Source organism: Mesorhizobium sp. WSM4308 (genome assembly GCF_002294905.1).
In the GTDB taxonomy this organism is placed as follows: Bacteria; Pseudomonadota; Alphaproteobacteria; order Rhizobiales; family Rhizobiaceae; genus Mesorhizobium.
Window position 1 is genome coordinate 322,037 of sequence record NZ_NSFW01000001.1, and the last position, 18,597, is coordinate 340,633.

Annotated in this window: 18 protein-coding genes; 5 read left to right on the plus strand and 13 right to left on the minus strand. The window is 63.5% G+C overall.

All coding sequences use genetic code 11. The features are described 5' to 3' along the window. The 12 genes from CK227_RS01515 to CK227_RS01570 form a co-directional block, all read right to left on the minus strand. A complete protein-coding gene (locus CK227_RS01515; RefSeq protein ID WP_095771198.1) occupies window positions 1-1,020 on the minus strand; it encodes an ROK family protein in 1,020 nt (339 codons plus the stop codon). Then, complete coding sequence (locus CK227_RS01520; protein ID WP_095771199.1) at window positions 1,017-1,739, minus strand: ribulose-phosphate 3-epimerase; 723 nt, start codon at window positions 1,737-1,739, stop codon at window positions 1,017-1,019. The genes CK227_RS01515 and CK227_RS01520 overlap by 4 nt, the downstream gene beginning before the upstream one ends. Beyond that, window positions 1,736-2,569, minus strand: a complete 834-nt coding sequence (locus CK227_RS01525) for an alpha/beta hydrolase (protein ID WP_095771200.1) — start codon at window positions 2,567-2,569, stop codon at window positions 1,736-1,738. The genes CK227_RS01520 and CK227_RS01525 overlap by 4 nt, the downstream gene beginning before the upstream one ends. Further along, the gene (locus CK227_RS01530; protein ID WP_095771201.1) at window positions 2,569-3,387 is read right to left on the minus strand and encodes a sugar phosphate isomerase/epimerase; all 819 of its coding nucleotides are present in this window, start codon (window positions 3,385-3,387) and stop codon (window positions 2,569-2,571) included. The genes CK227_RS01525 and CK227_RS01530 overlap by 1 nt, the downstream gene beginning before the upstream one ends. Then, on the minus strand, window positions 3,387-4,463 hold the full coding sequence (locus CK227_RS01535; protein WP_095771202.1) for a Gfo/Idh/MocA family oxidoreductase: 1,077 nt from the start codon (window positions 4,461-4,463) through the stop codon (window positions 3,387-3,389). The genes CK227_RS01530 and CK227_RS01535 overlap by 1 nt, the downstream gene beginning before the upstream one ends. Before the next feature lie 12 nt (window positions 4,464-4,475). Further along, a complete protein-coding gene (locus tag CK227_RS01540) occupies window positions 4,476-5,297 on the minus strand; it encodes a sugar phosphate isomerase/epimerase (RefSeq protein ID WP_095771203.1) in 822 nt (273 codons plus the stop codon). A 63-nt stretch (window positions 5,298-5,360) separates the two neighbouring features. Further along, window positions 5,361-6,203: a carbohydrate ABC transporter permease gene (locus CK227_RS01545; protein ID WP_095771204.1), complete on the minus strand. Its 843-nt coding sequence runs from the start codon at window positions 6,201-6,203 to the stop codon at window positions 5,361-5,363. Window positions 6,204-6,207: 4 nt separating this feature from the next. Beyond that, complete coding sequence (locus CK227_RS01550; protein WP_095771205.1) at window positions 6,208-7,104, minus strand: sugar ABC transporter permease; 897 nt, start codon at window positions 7,102-7,104, stop codon at window positions 6,208-6,210. Between the two features lie 134 nt (window positions 7,105-7,238). After that, entirely contained in the window at window positions 7,239-8,489 is a 1,251-nt protein-coding gene (locus tag CK227_RS01555; protein ID WP_095771206.1) for a sugar ABC transporter substrate-binding protein, read from the minus strand. 110 nt (window positions 8,490-8,599) lie between these two features. After that, window positions 8,600-9,745, minus strand: coding sequence for an ABC transporter ATP-binding protein (locus tag CK227_RS01560; protein ID WP_095771207.1), 1,146 nt, complete (start codon window positions 9,743-9,745; stop codon window positions 8,600-8,602). Window positions 9,746-9,835: 90 nt separating this feature from the next. Continuing rightward, window positions 9,836-10,786: a PfkB family carbohydrate kinase gene (locus CK227_RS01565; protein WP_095771208.1), complete on the minus strand. Its 951-nt coding sequence runs from the start codon at window positions 10,784-10,786 to the stop codon at window positions 9,836-9,838. 3 nt (window positions 10,787-10,789) lie between these two features. Beyond that, a complete protein-coding gene (locus CK227_RS01570) occupies window positions 10,790-11,593 on the minus strand; it encodes a class I fructose-bisphosphate aldolase (RefSeq protein ID WP_095771209.1) in 804 nt (267 codons plus the stop codon). A gap of 162 nt (window positions 11,594-11,755) precedes the next feature. On the opposite strand from CK227_RS01570, the gene CK227_RS01575 reads away from it, so the two are divergent. The 3 genes from CK227_RS01575 to CK227_RS01585 all read left to right on the plus strand — a co-directional run bounded on the left by CK227_RS01575 (window position 11,756) and on the right by CK227_RS01585 (window position 14,998). Next, window positions 11,756-12,517, plus strand: a complete 762-nt coding sequence (locus CK227_RS01575; protein ID WP_095771447.1) for a DeoR/GlpR family DNA-binding transcription regulator — start codon at window positions 11,756-11,758, stop codon at window positions 12,515-12,517. A 268-nt stretch (window positions 12,518-12,785) separates the two neighbouring features. Beyond that, window positions 12,786-13,934 carry a Gfo/Idh/MocA family oxidoreductase gene (locus CK227_RS01580; protein ID WP_095771210.1) on the plus strand — a complete coding sequence of 383 codons (1,149 nt, stop codon included), beginning with the start codon at window positions 12,786-12,788 and terminating at the stop codon, window positions 13,932-13,934. Window positions 13,935-14,047: 113 nt separating this feature from the next. Beyond that, window positions 14,048-14,998 carry an alpha/beta hydrolase gene (locus tag CK227_RS01585; RefSeq protein WP_095771448.1) on the plus strand — a complete coding sequence of 317 codons (951 nt, stop codon included), beginning with the start codon at window positions 14,048-14,050 and terminating at the stop codon, window positions 14,996-14,998. On the opposite strand, the gene CK227_RS01590 is transcribed toward CK227_RS01585, so the two are convergent. Next, window positions 14,986-16,020, minus strand: coding sequence for a LacI family DNA-binding transcriptional regulator (locus CK227_RS01590; RefSeq protein ID WP_095771211.1), 1,035 nt, complete (start codon window positions 16,018-16,020; stop codon window positions 14,986-14,988). The two genes, CK227_RS01585 and CK227_RS01590, sit on opposite strands and share 13 nt — an antisense overlap. A 259-nt stretch (window positions 16,021-16,279) precedes the next feature. Here CK227_RS01590 and CK227_RS01595 point away from each other — a divergent pair, with 259 nt between their 5' ends. Together CK227_RS01595 and CK227_RS01600 are read left to right on the plus strand one after the other, a co-directional pair. Next, window positions 16,280-17,233, plus strand: a complete 954-nt coding sequence (locus CK227_RS01595; protein ID WP_095771212.1) for a sugar kinase — start codon at window positions 16,280-16,282, stop codon at window positions 17,231-17,233. Then, the gene (locus tag CK227_RS01600; RefSeq protein ID WP_095771213.1) at window positions 17,230-18,513 is read left to right on the plus strand and encodes a D-tagatose-bisphosphate aldolase, class II, non-catalytic subunit; all 1,284 of its coding nucleotides are present in this window, start codon (window positions 17,230-17,232) and stop codon (window positions 18,511-18,513) included. Before CK227_RS01595 ends, CK227_RS01600 begins: the two co-directional genes overlap by 4 nt. The last annotated feature ends 84 nt before the right edge of the window (window positions 18,514-18,597 follow it).

Below are 18,597 nucleotides of genomic sequence, written 5' to 3' on the forward strand. Positions count from 1 at the left end.
TCAGCCGTTGAAGTCCCTCCTCGCTTCGGGAAACGTGCTTGGACCGACGGGCATGCGGGCTGCCAGGCTGCCATCGTCGAACAGGACAAGGCTGGCGGCGCCGACCAGCCCGGCGTGGCGGCCGAGCTGGGCCTGGACGACCGGCACATCACGGTAAGCGCGCATGGCGCGCTGCCGGATGGTCGCCTCGATGACCGGATGCATCAGGTCTAGCCCATTGGCGATGCCGCCGCCGACGACCAGCACGTCGGGCGAATAGAGGTGCAGCAAATTGGTGAAGCCGACGCCCAGCCAGCGTGCTTCTTCCTCGAGCAGGGCCAGAGCGAGGCCGTCCTGCAGCCGCGCCGCCTCGACCACGTGGCGGCCGGTGACCTCGGCATTGGCCGAGAGGCGGCGCAACGTCGAGCCGTCAAAGGCCGATGTCTCGGCGTTGGCGCGGCGGCCAAGTGCCGTGCCCGAGGCGATGGCCTCGAAGCAGCCGACGACGCCGCACACGCAGCGCTCGCCCTCGTTGGTGATGGTCATATGACCGATCTCCGCGGCCAGCCCACGGCGGCCATGCAAGATGCGCCCGTCGACAACGACACCGCCGCCAATGCCGGTGGAAACCGTGACGAAGACCAGCGAGCGGGCGCCATGACCGGCACCGAAGCGCCATTCGCCAAGTGCTGCCGCGTTGGCATCGTTTTCCAGCCGCACCGGCAGGCCGAGCCTACGCTCGAGGATGTCTGCCAGCGGCACATCCTGCCAGCCGGCCAGCGTCGGCGGTCCGACGGCGATGCCGGCCAGCGGGTCGAGCGGCCCCGGCGCACCGACGCCGACGCCGACAATGGCGAGGCCCGGCGCCTCGGCATGCACGGTCGCGGCCAGCGCCTCGATCTGGCCGATCACCACGTCGGGTCCGGCCTGTGCCTGCGTCGGCACGGCGGCGAAGGCCAGGATCTTGCCGTCACGGTCGACCAGCGCGGCACGAAGCTCGGTGCCGCCAAGATCGATCGCGAGCGCGGCTTCAGTGGTCATGCCGCAACCTTCAGCCCATGCAGCCAGCCGATGCGGCCGGCGAGATCCTTGTCGCCGAAGGCGAGCGAACCGAGAACCACAGTCTCCGCACCGGCGGCACGCAGCAAGGGCACGGTCTCGTGGCGGATGCCGCCGTCAGCGGCAAGCACCACTTCTGCCTCACGGCCGGCTCCTCGCAAGATGGCACGGGCAGCGCCCAGCCTTTCGCATGCCTTGTCCGACAGGCTCTGACCCTTCACGCCGATCGCGGTGCCGAGCAGCGTGACGAAGGCGACCTCGGAGACGAAAGGCTTCACTGCCTCGACCGGCGTCTCAAGCCTCAACACGACGCCCGCTTCGGCGCCGAGTTCGCGCGCCAGCCGCACGGCACGCAATCCCGCCACGCCGTTTTCGGCATGGACGCTGATCATGTCGGCGCCGGCATCGATGAACTGGCGCGTCTGCGCCTCGACGATTGCGGCATCGACCATCAGATGGACATGGATGGGTTTGGCCGTCAGTCCGGCGATGCGGGCGACGAGATCGGGGAAGAACAGGAAGGAGGGCGCGAAATGGCCGTCCGCCACATCGATATGATGCAGATCGACATGGGGTTCGATGCGCCTGAGGTCGCTCTCGAAATTGGCGAGATTGGCCGACCAGAGCGAGAATTCGGCGATCAAGCGATCGCGCGGCAATGCGGCGATAGCGGCCGGGCCTGACAGGGGCTTGGAAGTCATGATTGGTCCTGATTGTTGAAATGTCTGTCGAGAAATCCGCCGATAGCGGCGCGGATTTCGGCGAAATGGCGATCCTTGTCGGCCGCTTTCGGCGTCACCTCGACGAAGGCCGCATTGGGGATGGTCTCAGCAAGCTCGCGGGCGGTCGCCAGGGGATGGACGAGATCGATGCCGCTGCCGATGACCAGCGAGGGAATTGCCAGGCGAGCGGCCGCCGCCTGCGTCACGCCAGGTCCATCATTGGCGATCGCCTGCATCACTTCGGCAAAGACGGTTGCGTTTTCGCGCGCGAAGAAGCCGAGCAGCGAGGCGAGATTGTCCGGTGCTTCCGCGCGAAAGTGGGCCGATGTCGCGGAGGACTCGAAGGCATCGCGGGCCTCCGCCAGCGGAAGCCGGCGAATGAGTTCCGCCACTTCCGTGTAGGGACGCATATTTTGCGGCGCCGCGTCGAAGGCCCAGGCCGGTCGCACCAGCACCAAGCCAAGCACCCGTTCCGGATGGCGGGCGGCAAGCCGCAAGGCAATGGCCGCGCCCATCGAAATGCCGCCGGCAACGAAACGGTCGAGGCCGGCCGCGTCGGCGGCGGCCAGCACATCGTCGGCGAACATGGCGATCGAGAACGGACGCTTGCTGCCGGCGCTGGAGCCGCCCTGCGCGCGGCATTCCACGGTCAGCCGGCGGCATGATGGTTGGTCAGGAAAGTTCTGCGCCACCTGGTTGGCATCACCGCCGAGACCATGCTGAAAGACGAAGGGTAGCCTGCCCTGCCCCGTGTCGAAGACACGAAGCGCGGCATCGTCGCGTAGCATGATCGTCGGCGCGTCGCCCATCAGAGCAGCCCTCGCAGGAAGGCGGCGACATCGGGCGCCTCATCGGCGGGCAGTCCGTGCGTGACGAGCGCGCCGTCGAAGCCCACAGCCTTCAGCCGCGCGACGAAATCCGGAAAATCGACGATGCCTTGGCCTGCCGTGGCGAAGCGGCCGTCACCATGCCGGTCCTTGGCATGCGCCATGGCGATGTGGCCGGCAGCCTCATCGATCGCGGCGGCGACGATGGCACGTGCCTCGTCCGGCGTGGCGTACTCGAACAGATTGGCCGGATCGAGCACGATCTTCAGTCGCTTCGAGCGCATGTCGGCGATCAGACGTGTCGCATCGCTGGCCGAGGTTACGATGTTGGCCTGTTCGGGCTCGATGCCGAGATCAACGCCGGCATCCTCGGCCAGCGCCAGCGCCTTGCCCATCTCGGCAGCCATGTCGAACCAGGCGGAAGGCGTGGCATTTTCGGGATGATAGGCCCATTGATCGGCGATATTGCGCGATCCGGTGCAAAGGGTGACCAGCGGGATGCCGAGGGATGCAGCCGTCTTGATGACGACGCCAAGACGGCGAAGACCATCATCGCGCACCGCCCTGTCGGGATGCGCCATGTTGTAGGTGCCCGAGAGGGCTGCAAGCGAAACGCCTGATGATTGCACTGCAGCGCGGATGGAAGCGCTGGCATCCGCCGAGACGGCATCCGGCATAGACGGCAGGCCGGTGCAAGCAAGATTGAACTGCGTCGTCTCATATCCGGTCTGCTTCACCGCAGCCAGCACGGCGGCGGGATCTGTTCCCGGGAAAGTCTTGGCGAAGATGCCGAGGCGCATCAGACCGCACCCGAAACCGAGGCGAGTTCGACCCGCTCGCCTGTCTCGACAGAACGGGCAATCGCCACCATGGCGCGGATCGAGGCGATGCCGTCCTCGACATTGGCGCCGCGCATCGGCGTTCCGGTCAGCACCGTGTCGGCAAGACCTTCCAACTGGCGGCGGAAGAAGTGGCCGTCAGCGCCAAGCGGCTTGCGCGAGGTCGCATCCTTCTCATGAAAGATATCGACCTCGCTGGCGCGGAAGTACCAGGGGTTAAAGGTTTTTGCGATGACGGAACCGTTCTCGCCATAGAGCTGGAACCCTTCGTGCCAATCCATGCGCACGGCGACGGTGAGATCGAGATGACCGAGCGCGCCGCCGGCGAATTCGGTTTCGACGAACCAGCAATAGGCGCCGAAGCGTTCATTGAGGCGGGCGCGCACGGCGGTGATCTCGCCGCACAGGAAGCGGGCCGTGTCGACCAGATGCGAGCCATGCGCCAGCATGAAATATTGCCGCAGGTCCGCCTTCGGATTGCCCGAAGGTTTCCTGGCCAGCTTGCTGGTGACCGACAGCGGCTGCACGGCATCGGTGTTGGTGTAGCGATGGGTGGAATCGCAATACCAGGCCTTCAGCGCCAGCACCTCGCCCATCTCGTCACGGACGAAGTCGCGTGCGGCCTCCAGCGCCGGATCGAAGCGCTTCATGTGCCCGACCTGCAGCACCTTGCCCGAACGCTTCACCGCCGCCGCCAGCGCCTCGCCCTCCTCGACCGAAGTGCCGATCGGCTTTTCACACAGCACATGCTTTCCGGCGTCGAGCGCCTTGATCGACATCGGCACGTGATAGGCGTCAGAGGTGGCGACGATCACCGCCTCCAGCTCGGGATCGGCGAGCATGGCGTCATAGTCGGCATACATTTTTTGCGGCTCGTAGGTGGCGCCCATGCGCGCGAGCAGGTCGGGGGCCGCGTCGCAGATGGCGTAGAGATCGGCATTGCCGGCTTTCACGCAGGATTCCAGATGCGCGAACTGCGCGATCGGGCCGCAGCCGAGCACACCGACCCTAAGGCGTCTGTCTTGTTTCTTGATCATCGTCTCGTTTCTTCAGGCGCCGTAGCTGCGCATCGTCTGGCGGTTGGTCTTGACCGCCCCGGCGGGATCGGCGGCGGCCGTTTCGGATTCCTCTTCGAGCACCAGCCAGCCGTTGAAACGCGGGGCGGCGCCGGCGATCTCGATAACCGCCGGCGTGTCGCAGACCCCCTTGCCCAGCATCGCCCAGGTGCCGTTGGCGTCGACGTCCTTCAAATGGATGTAGCGGATGCGATCGCGATAGGTGCGCAGCGTGTCGGCCATGTCCTTGTGGCCGCGCAAGATATGACCGGTATCCGGCACCCAGCCGACCAGATCGCGGTCCAGCAAGGCAAAGATCCTGTCGTAGTCGGCGCGGTCGAACAGCAGCGTGTTGTGGTGCGAACTCGGATGCACCGCCACCTGGACACCGGCCTTGCGGCCAAGCTCGCCAGCCTTGTTGTAGACCTCCGCCGCGATGGCGAACTTGTCGCCGCGCGGTCCGTCGGACACCACGGTTGCCGACCCCATCGACACCAGCGCGCCGGGAAAGGTGGAAGCGAAGTCGATCCAGCGCTGCGCCGCCTCGAGGTCGGCGCCGATCTCCTCCTTGAGCGTGAAACCGCTCCTCGAGCCGAAGGCGAAGGAAACGAGCGTCAGGCCGGAGGATTTCAGCGCGGCGGCGAACTCCGACGGCCGGTCGGCGTAGCGGCCGATCATGGTGTCGGTGATCTCGATGCCGGAGTAACCGCCGTCGGCAATCGCCTTCAGGAGATCGTCGGGGCCACCGACAAAACGGTCGCCGAGCATTTCCCATGTAAAGGTCTGGCAGCCGACTTTGAGGTCTTTCACGTTCATCCTTTCAATCCTTGATACTGCTCATTACTTGATGCCATGCTGCGTCGCCGTGGGAAGGACATCCTATTTGACCGAGCCCGCGGTCATGCCGGCGAGGAAGTACCTCTGGGCAACGAGGTAGATCAGCAAGAGCGGTAGCGAGCCGAGCACGCTCATCGCCATCATCTGGTTCCATTCGAAGGCGTGCTGGCCCATCAACAGCTGGATGCCGATCGGGACGGTGCGCATGGACGTTGACTTCGTCAGCGTCAGCGCAAACAGAAATTCGTTCCAGCACAACAGGAAGGTGTAGACCGACGTCGCCACGATACCAGGCAGTGAAATCGGGACAATCACCCGCCAAAGCGCTGTCCAACTGGTGCCGCCATCGACAGCCACCGCTTCATCTAGATCGCGGGGCAAGGTGTTCAGATATCCCGTCATCAGCAGGATCGCGTATGGCAGTGTAAACACCAGGTAAGTCAGGATCAGTGCGACGTAGGTATCGAAAATACCGTATGAGACGACAAGCCCGAAGAAGGGGATCAAAAGTGTGATCGGCGGAATGGTCTGCGTGCTGATGATGAGCGTGTTCAGGCTGCCCTTGCCGCGGAAGTTGAAGCGGCTGAAGCCGTAGGCCGCCAGCAAGGCGATCACCACCGTCAGAACGGTCACCGCTCCCGCCACGAAATAGCTGTTGAAGAAGAAGCGCAGCTTTACCGGGTCGCCGAGGATGGCTGCATAGGCTTCCAGCGTGAATGCCTTTGGCAGGATGGTTGGTGGCAGGGCAAAGATTTCGGTGTTCGATTTGAACGAACTGTTCAGCATCCAGTAGATCGGGAATGCCGCGAAAAAGAGCCCCGCTGCAAGCGCTACATGGAGCGCGGCGGTGATCAGCCTGTCTTTCGGCGTATGCCTTTTCCTCATGGGACTACCGAGCCTTTTGATAGCGAATATAGAACAGCGTCAGGCCGAGAGAGATCAGCAAGATGACCACAGCGCTCGCCGAAGCCTGCGACAGGTTGTAGCTCGAAAACGCCAGCTTGTACGTGTAGGTGCTGAGGACCTCGGTCGAGTAGATCGGGCCGCCGCCCGTCGTTATCCAGATCAACGGGAAGACCTGCATGGTCCAGATGAAGTCGAGCAGCGAGATGCTGATGATGATCGGCATCAGCTGCGGGATAGTGATGAAGATCAGCTTCTGGTAGGCCTTCGCCCCGTCGATATCGGCGGCCTCGTAGAAATCCTTGGGAATGCCCTGCAAACCCGCGAGCAGGCTGACCATGAAGAGCGGATAGCCCGCCCAGATATTGGCGAAGGTGACGGCGTGCAGCGCGGTCTCAGGCGAGGAAAACCATTCGACCTTGGAGCCGATGATGCCGATTTGCATGAGAATGCTGTTCACGACACCGTTCGGCTCAAGCAGAAGGCGCCAGATCACGGCGATAATCACCGCGGTGAACAGCCAGGGCAGTATGTAGAGCACGCGCAGAATATTGCGCAGTGTCGGATTGATGCGGTCGTTGTTCAGCATCAGCGCGAAGACCATGCCGATGGTCATGTGGAAAATGACACTCATGCATGTGAAGTAGAGCGTGTGCCACAGCGACGCCCAGAACACGGGGTCGTCGAAGATCGCCTGGTAATGTTTCAGTCCGGCAAAGGATGGGTCGCGACGCAGAACCGCGCTGTTCTGGAACGAATAGGCAATCACCGTCACCATCGGCAGCAGCATCAGAAGCCCGATTATGAGCAGCGAGGGCGACAGATAGAGGTAGGGTGCGACCGCTCGTTTCAGCTTGTGGTGGGAGCGCTTTTGCCGGGTCATGTGCCAACCTTGGGGATACGCCTTCAAGAGAAGGTAAGCTTCGGAAATAGGTCCATCTAAAATTGCCGATCCGTTATTGCCGGGTGGCCCGAAGTCAGGCCACCCGGTAGAGACAGCAGACGGGAACGGGCCGATCAGAATTTCGCCGTCCAGCCCTTCTGAGCGGCGGCAGCGGCTTGTTCCGGAGACTGCTCGCCGGCGAGCATCTTCTGGGCTTGCACGTCGAACTGGGTCATCAGGTCTTCAGCGACCGGCAGACCCGTGAACTCATTGGCGAGATAGCCGGTCTTGAAGATTTCAAAAGCCTTGCCGAAAGCCTTGTCCGAGGTCACGAAATCGGGCTTGGCGTTGACGTTGCCTGGGAAGGCGTTTGCAAGCGACACGAGCTTGGCGTTCACCTTTTCACTCATCAGATATTGGACGAGTTTCCAGGCCTCTTCCTGATGTTTCGAAACAGCAGAGATGCCGATGCCCCAGGAGGCATAGGGAAGGCCGCGCTTGCCGGTATAGTTTTCCACGACCGGGACCGGGATGAGGTCGAAGTTCAGCTTGGGATTGCGCTTGCGGATGAGGTTCACATGCGCGAGCGAGTCGATCATCATTCCGACGCGGTCGTTGACGAATTCCTCGACCTTTTCCTGCTCGGTCTTGGTGGCGATGCCGGGCGAGATGGTGCCGGCGTCGTTGAGTGATTTGACGAAGGTGAGCATATCCACCACCGGTTTGCCCTCAAGGGCTGGCTTGCCGTTCGCCATCATCGACTGACCCGAAGCCCAAACCCATGACATCATGTCGTTCTGGACGCCGGATGGCGTTTGCAGCGACAGGGGCAGCACCCAGCCATACTGGTTCTTGTCGGCGTGCGTCATCTTCTTGGCGGCTTCGAGAAACTCGGCACGGGTCGACGGCAGCTTGGTCACGCCCGCCTGGGCGGCGAGGTCCAAATTCACGAAGACCGGATAGACGAAGGAAGCCACGGGAAACATCACCGCCTTGCCGTCCACCTTGATGATGTCCGCGACCTGGCTCTTGTCGAAACCGCTCGCATCCATCATCGGGCTCATGTCGGCGAGTGCGTTCTGCGCATTCAGATTGTTCACCCAGGCACCGTCGAGACCGACGACGTCGCTGAGCGTTCCAGTTGCAGCACCAACCGAGATCTGGTCTCGCGTGGTCGCGTAGGGGCCGCTGACCAGCGTCACCTTGATTCCGGGGTTTGCTGCCTCGAAGTCATCCATGATTGCCCTGAGCGAGCCAGCCGGCAATTCGGGCTCCCACCATTGCGTGAATTCCAGCGTCGTGTCCGCCGCCATGGCGCCGGTTGCGCCAAGCAACCATGCGGCCGCGGCTATTTTCAGCATCGCGGGTTTTATACGAAACATCATTTTCTCCTCCTTCTTTAGGATCGACCGCACAATGCGGCCGATCGTCTGGTTATTCAGAAGTCTTCTTATGCGGGCGCCTCACCCTCGCTCGCGGGTCTCGTCGCGGATATTCAGATCGCCAGATGCGTCTCGGGATCGAAGAAATGCAGCTTGGCGTCATCCAGGGCCAACCTGATTTCCGAGCCGGAACGGACTGTGCTGACCGGTTCGAATTTCGCCACCGCATTCGACGCCAGGCCGAAATCCTGCACCGCGTCAGGGTCGCCGGAGTCCACCCGGACCGCGTCGATGTTGAGATGGACGATGTGTTCGGATCCGAGTTCTTCGATCGAGGTCACCTTTGCCGGTATCGTCTGATATTTGCGGCCGGATTCGAGGCTGCTGTCATAGAGATGCTCCGGTCGAATCCCGAACACGACCTTGCGCCCCGCATATGATCTCAAACCCGGCCTGCGCACGAAGGCCGCATCCTGCAGCCGGATGGTGAAGGCGCCGGCCATAAGCTCGTCGCCCGTCAGGGTCGCTTCGAAAAGGCTCATCGAAGGAGAGCCGATGAAGCCGGCAACGAAGGCGTTCACCGGTGATTCATAGAGCCTCTTGGGCGTGTCGACCTGCTGCAGCACGCCACCCTTCAACACCGCGACCCTGTCCCCCATCGTCATCGCTTCGGTCTGGTCGTGGGTCACGTATATGGTCGTGACGCCGAGCTGCTTTTGCAGGCTGGTGATTTCGGCGCGCATTTGCACGCGCAACTTCGCGTCCAGATTGGAAAGGGGCTCGTCCATCAGAAAGGCGGCCGGCTCGCGAACCATAGCGCGGCCCATGGCAACCCTTTGACGCTGTCCGCCGGAAAGGTTGGCGGGTTTGCTGTCCAGCAAAGACGTCAGCTGAAGGGTCTTGGCGATCTCGTCCACGCGCTTCTTGCGTTCGGCCTTGGGCTTGCCTGCCAGCCGCATCGAAAAGGCGATGTTTTCGAACACGGTCATATGCGGGTAGAGCGCGTAGCTCTGGAAGACCATCGCGATGTCGCGGTCCTTGGGCGGCATGTCGACGACGTCGACTCCGCCGATCCGAAGGCTGCCGCTGGTGATGTCCTCCAATCCCGCGATCATTCGCAACGCGGTGGATTTGCCGCAGCCGGACGGCCCGACGAGAATCAAGAACTCGCCGTCCTCGACCGACAGGTTCAATTGGTCGATTGCGCGAAAATTGTTCCCGTAGGTTTTGCAAATATTCTCAAGAATGACTTCTGCCATCTTCCTCCCTCCACAAGTCTAAGCCGATGATTTTGTTATTCTCCTTGGCTTATTTCCACCTGTGAAAATGTTTCCTCGGATCGTTTCAGGCTATGTTCCGGTATCGAGTTCCGCATATTTCAGTTCGACTGCCGACGGCGCGTTCGCCGATGCCAGGAGTTCCGTGACCCGGTCATTCGTCGGAAGCGCCTCGCGCCCGCCACGCCCCGTTATCGAAAGGGCCGCCGCCGCGGCAGCGAATGCCACCCGGCCTGCGGTGTCGGCCCCGCGCGTCAATGCATGGGCATAGGCGCCGTGAAAGCAGTCACCGGCGCCGGTCGAGTCGACGACGGCAACCCGGTGCGGCGGCAGGTGCCAGAGCCGTGTCTCTTCACGCCCGCGATAGTACACGCCCCTGCCGCCATCGGTCAGAACAACGGCGGCCCGCGACGGCAACCATAATGCATCGAGCATCTCGGCGGGCGATCGGCACCCCGTGGCAGTCCGCGCAAAACCGAGCGGAAGAATGAGATGGTCGCAGAGCGCGATCAGCCGATCCGTGGCTGGGCCGCTGCTCCATTCGATATCGCCGAGGATCGCAAGGCCGAGATCGCGAGCCCGGGCCACGACATCCAGTGACCGGATCGCATAACCATCGACGATCAGGACGGTCGCGCGGCTGAGGACTTCATCCGGAAAGTCCAGCGCGGTGCCCAGCATCGCTTCATCGTCATACGCGATGAACCGCTCCCCATCCGAGCCGACGGTGATCCGCGAGCGCACCGGGCGCGCATCCGGGTGGCGCGGCGCGAATGCCGTTTCAACGCCGCTCGCAACGAGATCGCACAGCACGGCGTCGTCCGCGGCACTGCCCAGCCATCCGACGAACCCGGCGGCTCCGCCGAGCCGCGCGACGGTGGCAAGGGCCGTCGCGACATTTCCCCCGAAAGCTCGGGCACTTTGCAGAACCTTCCCCTTGCCCGCCGACAACGGCTGATCGACATAGACGATGTCGTCGATCGCAATAGCACCGAAGCCGAGGATTGAGGGAACGGTGGGCATCGCTCAGGCCGCCCCCGCTCTCGCCAAGGCGTCTTGCGCCGAAAGGCCGTCATGGATGACGCCCCGAAAGGCAAGCGCTGCCTTCTGAGGATCGCCATGCCCCCAGAGATTGCGGCCCACCACGGCCCCGCGCGCGCCGGCACGGATGGCGTCCGCCGTCTGCTGAAGCGCGCCGAGCAGCGTATCGGTCTTCGGCCCACCCGCGATCACAACCGGCACCGGGCAGGTTCGCACGGTCTCTTGGAACGACTCGAAATCGCCCGTGTAGCCGATCTTGATCACGTCGACGCCGGACTCGTAGCCGATGCGCGCCGCATAGGCGATCTCGTCGGGGGTGAAGACGATCTTTGCCCCGTCGGTGAAATCGCGAGGATAGATATGCGCCACCACCGGCATACCATAGCAGGCCGCCGCATTCACCGAATCGGTCAGCCAGCGAATGTATTTGCCCTCGGTCGCGCCGCGCACCGGAATGGCCACGGCCAACGCATCGGCGCCAGCGCGCACCGCATCCTCGGGCGTTGCAATCAGTTCACTGATGCGATCGTCTGGGGTGAAGCAGCCGGCCTGGATCACCAGGGAAGCCTTGCCCGCGTATTGCGGCCACAGATGGCGCGCGGTGCCGGGCTGGATGCTGACGTAGTCGGGTTTGCCCACCATGACGCGTGCAAGCGCGCCCGGCAGATCGGCAAGGCCGCCTTTGCGCACGTCGCCATAGCCGACAAAGTGGTCGACCGCGCCGCCAAAAAGATTCCCCGATGGATGTGAGAAGAGGCGCGCGAGGCGCACCTTGGTTCCGAGGCTCATGAGTCCAAAACTCTCCAATCGATTGATTTCAAAATCCCGGACCCAGTGTTTGCGAAAGAAATGACAAATGCAATCTTTCGAAATCTTTCGAATTCGCGTATTTTTGGTAGAGTGAACCGAGGCCAGGGCGATCGCATGGCGCATGGAGGCAAGGACAAGGCAATGTTGTCAGAGCAGAGACGCCAATCGATCCTGGGTGAAGTGCAACGCAGCGGACAGGTTCGCATCAAGGACCTGTCAGACGGTTTTGGCGTGTCGGAAGTCACGGTGCGCTCCGACCTCGAGATACTGGACCGCAAGGGACTGCTGACCAAGACCCGTGGAGGAGCGGTGACCCGGACCACAGATTCGACCACGGCCGCGTTCGCCCGGCGGATGCAAACGAACCTCGATGCAAAGAAACGCATCGCCCGGGCAGCGGTGGAACTGTTCGAGGACAACCAATCGGTCATCTTCGACGGCGGCTCGACACTGATGCAGGTTGCCATGCTGTTACCGCCACTCAGCAATGTCGTGGTCGCGGCCACGGCGATGAATATCGTGCAGCATCTGATGCATCGGCCCGGGCTCGACGTTCACATGATCGGTGGCCGGGTCTATCCAGACACGGTGAGCACGCTGATCACCGATGCCGACACGGCTCTCGGCGGCTTGGTAGCGCATCAGGTCTTTGTTGGAGCGCATGCGATTGACTCGTCACTGGATGTGGTCGACGTGAACGAAGACATGGCGCGAACGAAGCGAAACCTCGTGCGCATGGCCCGGCGCGTTGTCCTCCTTGCGGATTCGAGCAAATGGGGTGTCAGCGGGACCTCCAAGGCATTTTCGCTGTCGAGCGTCGATGTTGTGATCACCGACGATGGCCTGTCCGACCCGATACGCAGCCAGCTTGATAGGACCGGGGCCAAGGTGATCTATGCCTGACCGCGTCGCGGTCCCTGGCCGCGACGGAAATATCCAATGCGCTCATGGCCAACGGGATTCGCATCGGCGCCCGGCCGTTTTTTCCGGTCTGTCATTTTCTCCTCCTCGGGCTGGCAGCCTCCCGACGTTGCGCCAGCATTTTCGCATGATCTATAAAAATTTTACGCGCGTCAAGATTTAAAATGTTGTATAGCGCTCTTCCACCACGATCCGTTGCCGGCGGAGCGGATCCGGGAGAGCATGAGCCTAGTGAGAGGACCGACCAGAAATGCAGGCAAGATCAAAGGCGAAGCTGGGAATTGGCGTCATCGGATGCGGCAACATCTCAATGACCTACCTGCGCAATGCCGCCATTTTCGGTGGAATCGAACTGAGCGCCTGCGCCGATATCTCCGCCGACATGGCGGCGTTGCGGGCCAAGGAATATGGCATCCGGGCGCTCGGTGTCGATGCGCTACTGGCCGACCCCGAGATCGATCTGGTCCTGAACCTGACCATTCCCGCCGCGCATTTCGACATTTCGTTTTCAGCCCTTTCGGCGGGAAAACACGTCTTCACCGAAAAGCCGCTGGCGACGTCGGCCAGCGATGGGCGCCGTCTGGTGGCGGAGGCGGCCAAGCGCGGCGTGCTGCTCGGCTCGGCGCCCGACACCTTCCTCGGCGCCGCCGGACGCCGCGCCCGCCGCCTGATGGATGAGGGCGCCATCGGCCGCCCGGTCACCGGCACCGCCTTCATGATGGGGCGCGGCATGGAGCACTGGCACCCCAATCCGCAGTTCTACTATCAGCGGGGCGGCGGCCCGGTGTTCGACATGGGTCCCTATTACCTGACCATGCTGGTCAATCTGCTCGGCCCGGTCGCGCGCGTCATGGCTTTGGCGACACGCGGCCAGGAGGAACGCCTGATCACGGCCGAAGGGCCGTTCAAGAACACGACATTCAAGGTCGGGACGCCGACCAACGTGCTGTCCCTGCTCGAATTCCGCTCGGGCGCCACCGTTACCTTCGGCGCCTCATGGGACGTCTTCAAGCATTCCAACCATCCGATCGAATTGCACGGCACGGAAGGCTCGCTGCGCCTGCCCGATCCCGACACGTTCGGCGGCACCGTCTCGCTGTCCGAACGTGGCGCGCAGTGGAAGGATTTCGCCAGCGAAAGCGAGTTCTACGGCGCCCGCAACTGGCCCTACGCGGCGCCTGATCGTGCCAATTACCGCATGGTCGGCGTCGCCGATCTGGTGCGTTCGCTGAAGACAGGCGCCGCACCCCGTGCGTCCGGCAATCTGGCGCTGCATGTGCTGGAGATCATGGAGGCCGTTCTGCACTCCGGCGAAACGAAAAGTTCCGTCGCCATCACCGGCGATGTCGTCCAGCCGGCGCTGTTGACCGAGGAGGAGGCAAGCAGCCTCCTCGCTTAGAACGGTTCGCCTTTTCGCGGAAACGGCGAACCGCCCTATCTCTTGTATTCACGCAATTCCCAAGGAAAAACCGCCGTACACTTTTCCTGGAATTGCTTTCGATGGAGATGGCGATGACGCTTGACCCTGATGCTTTGCACGTCCTTGAAATGGGCCGTGCGGCCGGCGGCGAGCCTTTCGAAGACGGTAGCGTGGCGGCGGCTCGGGCCGCCTATAACGCTTCGTTCCCGACACAGCAGGGCGAACACGAGCCAGTGGCGGCGACCTTGCGGCAAGAGATCGATGGGCCGAACGGTCCGGTCACGATCCGCATCCATCGCGGCATCGGCGCGCCGCGCACCGGGGCGCGCGCCGTGCTCTATCTGCATGGCGGCGGCTGGGTCATAGGCAACCTCTCCTCGCATGACGAGATTTGCCGATGGCTGGCCAATCTGGGCAACGCCGTCGTGGTCTACCCCGATTACCGACTGGCGCCGGAGCATAAATTTCCCGCCGGGCTCGAGGATTGCACGGCAGCGCTCCGCTTCATGGCGCAGAATGCCGGCGCGCTCGGCATCGACCCGGCCCGTATCGCCGTTGCCGGTGACAGCGCCGGCGGCAACCTCGCCGCCGTTCTGGCGTTGCTTGCCCGCGACGGGCTGGCGCCGCCGCTTGCCGCGCAGGTCCTGATCTATCCCAACACCGATGCCCGCCAGACGGCGGACAGCTATCGGCGTTTCGGCGACGGCTTCGGGCTCACCGCCGCTACCATGGCCTGGTTCCGCGACCACTATGTGCGGAGGCCGGACGACATCACGGACTGGCGCGTCTCGCCGCTGCTGGCATCAAGCCTTGCCGGCGTGGCACCTGCATTCGTCGTGATCGCCCGCCACGACATTCTTGCCGACGAAGGCACGGCCTATGCCGAGCGTCTGCGGATCGAAGGCGTGCCTCTGATCCTGCGGCCCTGGCTCGGTCAGATCCACGGCTTCGTCTCGATGGGCCGCCATATACTGGCGGCGCGGCAGGCGGTGAGCGAGGCGGCCGCCTGGCTGCAATTGCAGACGCGTGTTCAGGCAGACTGACGCATCACCAGCGTCGCACCGAGCTTGACGTTGCGTGCCGGACCCTGGCCGGGTGAATCGGCCTCGTCCAGCAAGGCGAGCAGGATCTCGACGCTGCGGCCGGCCATGGCGGCGAAATCCTGCGCCATGGTGGTCAGCGCCGGACAGGTGTAACGGCTCAGCGGATGATCGTCATGGGCGGCGACACGGAAATCGCAATCGGCCCGGCGGCCAATCTTCAGCCCGCGCGAGAAGGCCGCCGCCATGACGCCGAAAGCGAGGCGGTCATTGGCGCACAGCAGCGTGCGCGCCGGCAGGCCGCCTGTCTCGAGCGTCCTGTCCATCCATTCATGGCCGATGCGCTCAAAATCCCAGCTGTAATCGCCCGCCGCCTTAAGCACGACGGGTTCCAGTCCGGCGGACCGCATCGTGTCGATATAGCTCTGCAGGCGCTCGCCGGAATTGTGGTTGACGTGCGGAATGTCGACATAGGCCGGCGGTTCGCCGGACCGGCAGAGATAGTCGACGATGGTCGAGGTGCTCTGGTGGTTGTCGTTGCCGACGAAAGGCGTGTCGCCCTCGATATAGGTGTCGAAATAGACGATCGGAATGTCCTTGCTCATCCGCTCGAAGACGCCGGGTTCGGAGACCAACCCCAGCGGAGCGACGATGGCGCCGGCGACCTTCAGCGACATCAGCGTGCTGACCGATTCAGCCTCGAGCTTCGGCGAACCGTGCGAGGAGATGACGATCGGCCAGAAACCTTCGTCGCGGCAGCGCAACTCGATGCGGCTGACCATTTCGGCATAGAACGGATCGGTGAGCGCCGGCACGACGATGCCGACATTGCGGGTGCGCTTGCGGTTGAGATTGCGCGCGAAAACGTTCGGCTGATAGTCCGAGGATCGCAGCGCCGCCTCGATGCGCGCCCGCGTCGCCGGCTTAACGCTGGCCGGATCGTCGAAATACTTCGACAGGGTCGGCCGCGACACGCCTGACGCCCTGGCGAAATCATCCATCGTGCGGTGGGTCTTCTCCGCCATCGATTTTTCCACCCCCTTGCCCGCGCCCGCCGACCTTCCCGGTCGGGCCAGAATCAGTCTTGCGGCCGTTGCCGTGTGGCAGCATTGCTTGACCGAATTTGTTCAGTCAAATTTTTGCGTTTCCAGTACAACCTAAAAGAGTTGCGCGCGTCAAATTCTTTATTGACGCTCCTAAAGCTGCAACTTAGGTTTTGAACCGCACGGACATGACGAAAGGCGCTCGGCAACCGGCCGCCAACCATCCGGCAATGGTGAGGACATGAAGAAACTGGTTTGCGCCGGCGAGATCCTGGTCGAGATCATGGCCGAGCGGATCGGTCAGAGTTTCCTTGCCCCCGGCCCGCTCGTCGGCCCGTTTCCATCTGGCGCGCCGGCGATCTTCATCGACCAGGCGGCTCGGCTCGGCCAGCCGGCTGGCCTGATCGCGGCCGTTGGCGACGACGATTTCGGTCATTTGAACATCGAGCGCCTGCGCGCCGACGGGGCCGACATCTCGGCCATCAAGGTCCATCGGGGTGCCGCCACGGGCTCCGCCTTCGTCACCTATGAAACCGACGGCAGCCGGCACTTCGTCTACAACATCAAGCACAGTGCCGCCGGCCTGATCGAGATCGACGCCGAGGCGCGCGCGCTGCTGGCCGGCGCCGACCATTTTCACGTCATGGGCACGTCGCTGTTCTCGCCAGAAGTGATCGAGGTGGCGCGCAGCGGGATCGAGACGGTCAAGGCGCGCGGCGGCACGGTGTCCTTCGACCCCAACATCCGCAAGGAGATGCTGGATTTGCCGGGCATGCGCGACGCCTTGCATTTCGTGCTGTCGAAGACCGATGTCTTCCTGCCGAGCGGGCCGGAACTGTTCATCTTCGCCAGGGCGACCGACGAGGAGAGCGCGGTGCGCGAAATGCTGGACCGCGGTATCTCCGCCGTGGTCATCAAGAAAGGCGCGCAAGGCGCCGTTCACTACGACAAGACCGGACGCACCGCGTCACCCGGCTTCGTCGTCGACGAAATCGACCCGACCGGCGCCGGCGACTGCTTTGCCGCGGCCTTCGTTTCCTTCTGGCTGCGCGGAGAGGCGCCCGAAAAGGCACTGCGCGTCGCCAATGGCTGCGGCGCGCTGGCGGTGACCAAGAAGGGACCGATGGAGGGCATCGCCTCGCTTGCCGCCGTCGAGGCCTTCCTCGCGACCGCCAAGACCGGAACACCGGCATGAGCCAGGCGACGGACAGGCTGGCTGCCATCGCGGCGCGCCGTGCGGCCGGCGAACGCTGCGGCATCGCCTCGGTCTGCTCGGCCCATCCGCTGGTCATCGAAGCGGCGCTGCGCCACGGCAAGGCGCGCGGCGCCGACGTGCTGATCGAGGCCACCTGCAACCAGGTGAACCACGAAGGCGGCTACACCGGCATGACACCGGCGGATTTCCGCCGCTTCGTGGAGGCGATCGCCGGCAGGATCGGCTTTTCCCTCGACAGGCTGGTGCTCGGCGGCGATCATCTCGGCCCCAATCCGTGGAAGCATCTGCCGGCGCCCGAGGCCATGGCCAAGGCTTCGCGCATGGTCGACGCCTATGCCGAGGCTGGTTTCACCAAGATCCATCTCGACGCCAGCATGGGCTGCGCCGGCGAAGGTGTCGCACCGCCCGATGCGACGATCGCCGCGCGCGCCGCCGAACTGGCCGAGGTGGCGGAGGCCGCGGCCGAAGGAGCGGGCGGCCCCAAGCCTGTCTATGTCATCGGCACGGAGGTGCCGGTGCCAGGCGGCGCGCTGGAGGCGATGGACCATCTGGCGGTGACGACGCCCGAGGCGGCACGAGAGACGGTGCGTATCCACCGCGATGCCTTCAGCCAGCGAGGCCTCGACCAGGCCTTCTCGCGGGCGCTCGGCGTCGTCGTGCAGCCGGGTGTCGAATTCGGCAATGCCGAGGTGATCAGCTATAAACCGGAACGCGCCCGTGCATTGGCCGGCACGTTGCGGGATCTGCCGCAATTCGTCTTCGAGGCGCATTCGACCGACTACCAGCCGGTCTCGGCACTGACCGCGCTGGTCGACGACGGCTTCGCCATCCTCAAGGTCGGGCCGTGGCTGACCTTCGCGCTGCGCGAAGCCTTTTATGGCCTGAGCCATATCGCCGACATTCTGGCTCCCGACCCGGCGCGCGAAGGACTGCCGGCAGCGATGGAACGCGTCATGCTGGCGGCGCCGGGCAATTGGAAGAACTACTATCACGGCTCGGAGGCCGAACAGCGCATCGAACGCCATTTCTCCTACAGCGACCGCATCCGCTACTATTGGCCCGCCCCGGCAGCCCGGCAGGCCACCGACGCGCTGATGCAGGCGCTCGGCGACCGCGACATCCCCCCGCCCCTCATCAGCCAGCATCTCGGCCGCCTGAACAGCATGGTGGCGAACGGGTCGGTCGCGCCAAAAGCCGAGGCGATGCTGATCGCCAGCGTGACAGAGGTTCTCGACATCTACGGCAGGGCAACCGGCTGATCCGACGGTTACGGCTTCGTTGGCACGACCAGCGCCCAGTCATGCTACAGGGTTCCAGATCGCGGTGCGCGTCGGGGAGGCACC

Excerpts from the sequence above, each read along its gene's own strand:
- CK227_RS01515 (WP_095771198.1), bottom strand. The coding sequence starts at position 1,020 with ATGACCACTGAAGCCGCGCTCGCGATCGATCTTGGCGGCACCGAGCTT.
- CK227_RS01520 (WP_095771199.1), bottom strand. The coding sequence starts at position 1,739 with ATGACTTCCAAGCCCCTGTCAGGCCCGGCCGCTATCGCCGCATTGCCG.
- CK227_RS01525 (WP_095771200.1), bottom strand. The coding sequence starts at position 2,569 with ATGGGCGACGCGCCGACGATCATGCTACGCGACGATGCCGCGCTTCGT.
- CK227_RS01530 (WP_095771201.1), bottom strand. The coding sequence starts at position 3,387 with ATGCGCCTCGGCATCTTCGCCAAGACTTTCCCGGGAACAGATCCCGCC.
- CK227_RS01535 (WP_095771202.1), bottom strand. The coding sequence starts at position 4,463 with ATGATCAAGAAACAAGACAGACGCCTTAGGGTCGGTGTGCTCGGCTGC.
- CK227_RS01540 (WP_095771203.1), bottom strand. The coding sequence starts at position 5,297 with ATGAACGTGAAAGACCTCAAAGTCGGCTGCCAGACCTTTACATGGGAA.
- CK227_RS01545 (WP_095771204.1), bottom strand. The coding sequence starts at position 6,203 with ATGAGGAAAAGGCATACGCCGAAAGACAGGCTGATCACCGCCGCGCTC.
- CK227_RS01550 (WP_095771205.1), bottom strand. The coding sequence starts at position 7,104 with ATGACCCGGCAAAAGCGCTCCCACCACAAGCTGAAACGAGCGGTCGCA.
- CK227_RS01555 (WP_095771206.1), bottom strand. The coding sequence starts at position 8,489 with ATGATGTTTCGTATAAAACCCGCGATGCTGAAAATAGCCGCGGCCGCA.
- CK227_RS01560 (WP_095771207.1), bottom strand. The coding sequence starts at position 9,745 with ATGGCAGAAGTCATTCTTGAGAATATTTGCAAAACCTACGGGAACAAT.
- CK227_RS01565 (WP_095771208.1), bottom strand. The coding sequence starts at position 10,786 with ATGCCCACCGTTCCCTCAATCCTCGGCTTCGGTGCTATTGCGATCGAC.
- CK227_RS01570 (WP_095771209.1), bottom strand. The coding sequence starts at position 11,593 with ATGAGCCTCGGAACCAAGGTGCGCCTCGCGCGCCTCTTCTCACATCCA.
- CK227_RS01575 (WP_095771447.1), top strand. The coding sequence starts at position 11,756 with ATGTTGTCAGAGCAGAGACGCCAATCGATCCTGGGTGAAGTGCAACGC.
- CK227_RS01580 (WP_095771210.1), top strand. The coding sequence starts at position 12,786 with ATGCAGGCAAGATCAAAGGCGAAGCTGGGAATTGGCGTCATCGGATGC.
- CK227_RS01585 (WP_095771448.1), top strand. The coding sequence starts at position 14,048 with ATGACGCTTGACCCTGATGCTTTGCACGTCCTTGAAATGGGCCGTGCG.
- CK227_RS01590 (WP_095771211.1), bottom strand. The coding sequence starts at position 16,020 with ATGGCGGAGAAGACCCACCGCACGATGGATGATTTCGCCAGGGCGTCA.
- CK227_RS01595 (WP_095771212.1), top strand. The coding sequence starts at position 16,280 with ATGAAGAAACTGGTTTGCGCCGGCGAGATCCTGGTCGAGATCATGGCC.
- CK227_RS01600 (WP_095771213.1), top strand. The coding sequence starts at position 17,230 with ATGAGCCAGGCGACGGACAGGCTGGCTGCCATCGCGGCGCGCCGTGCG.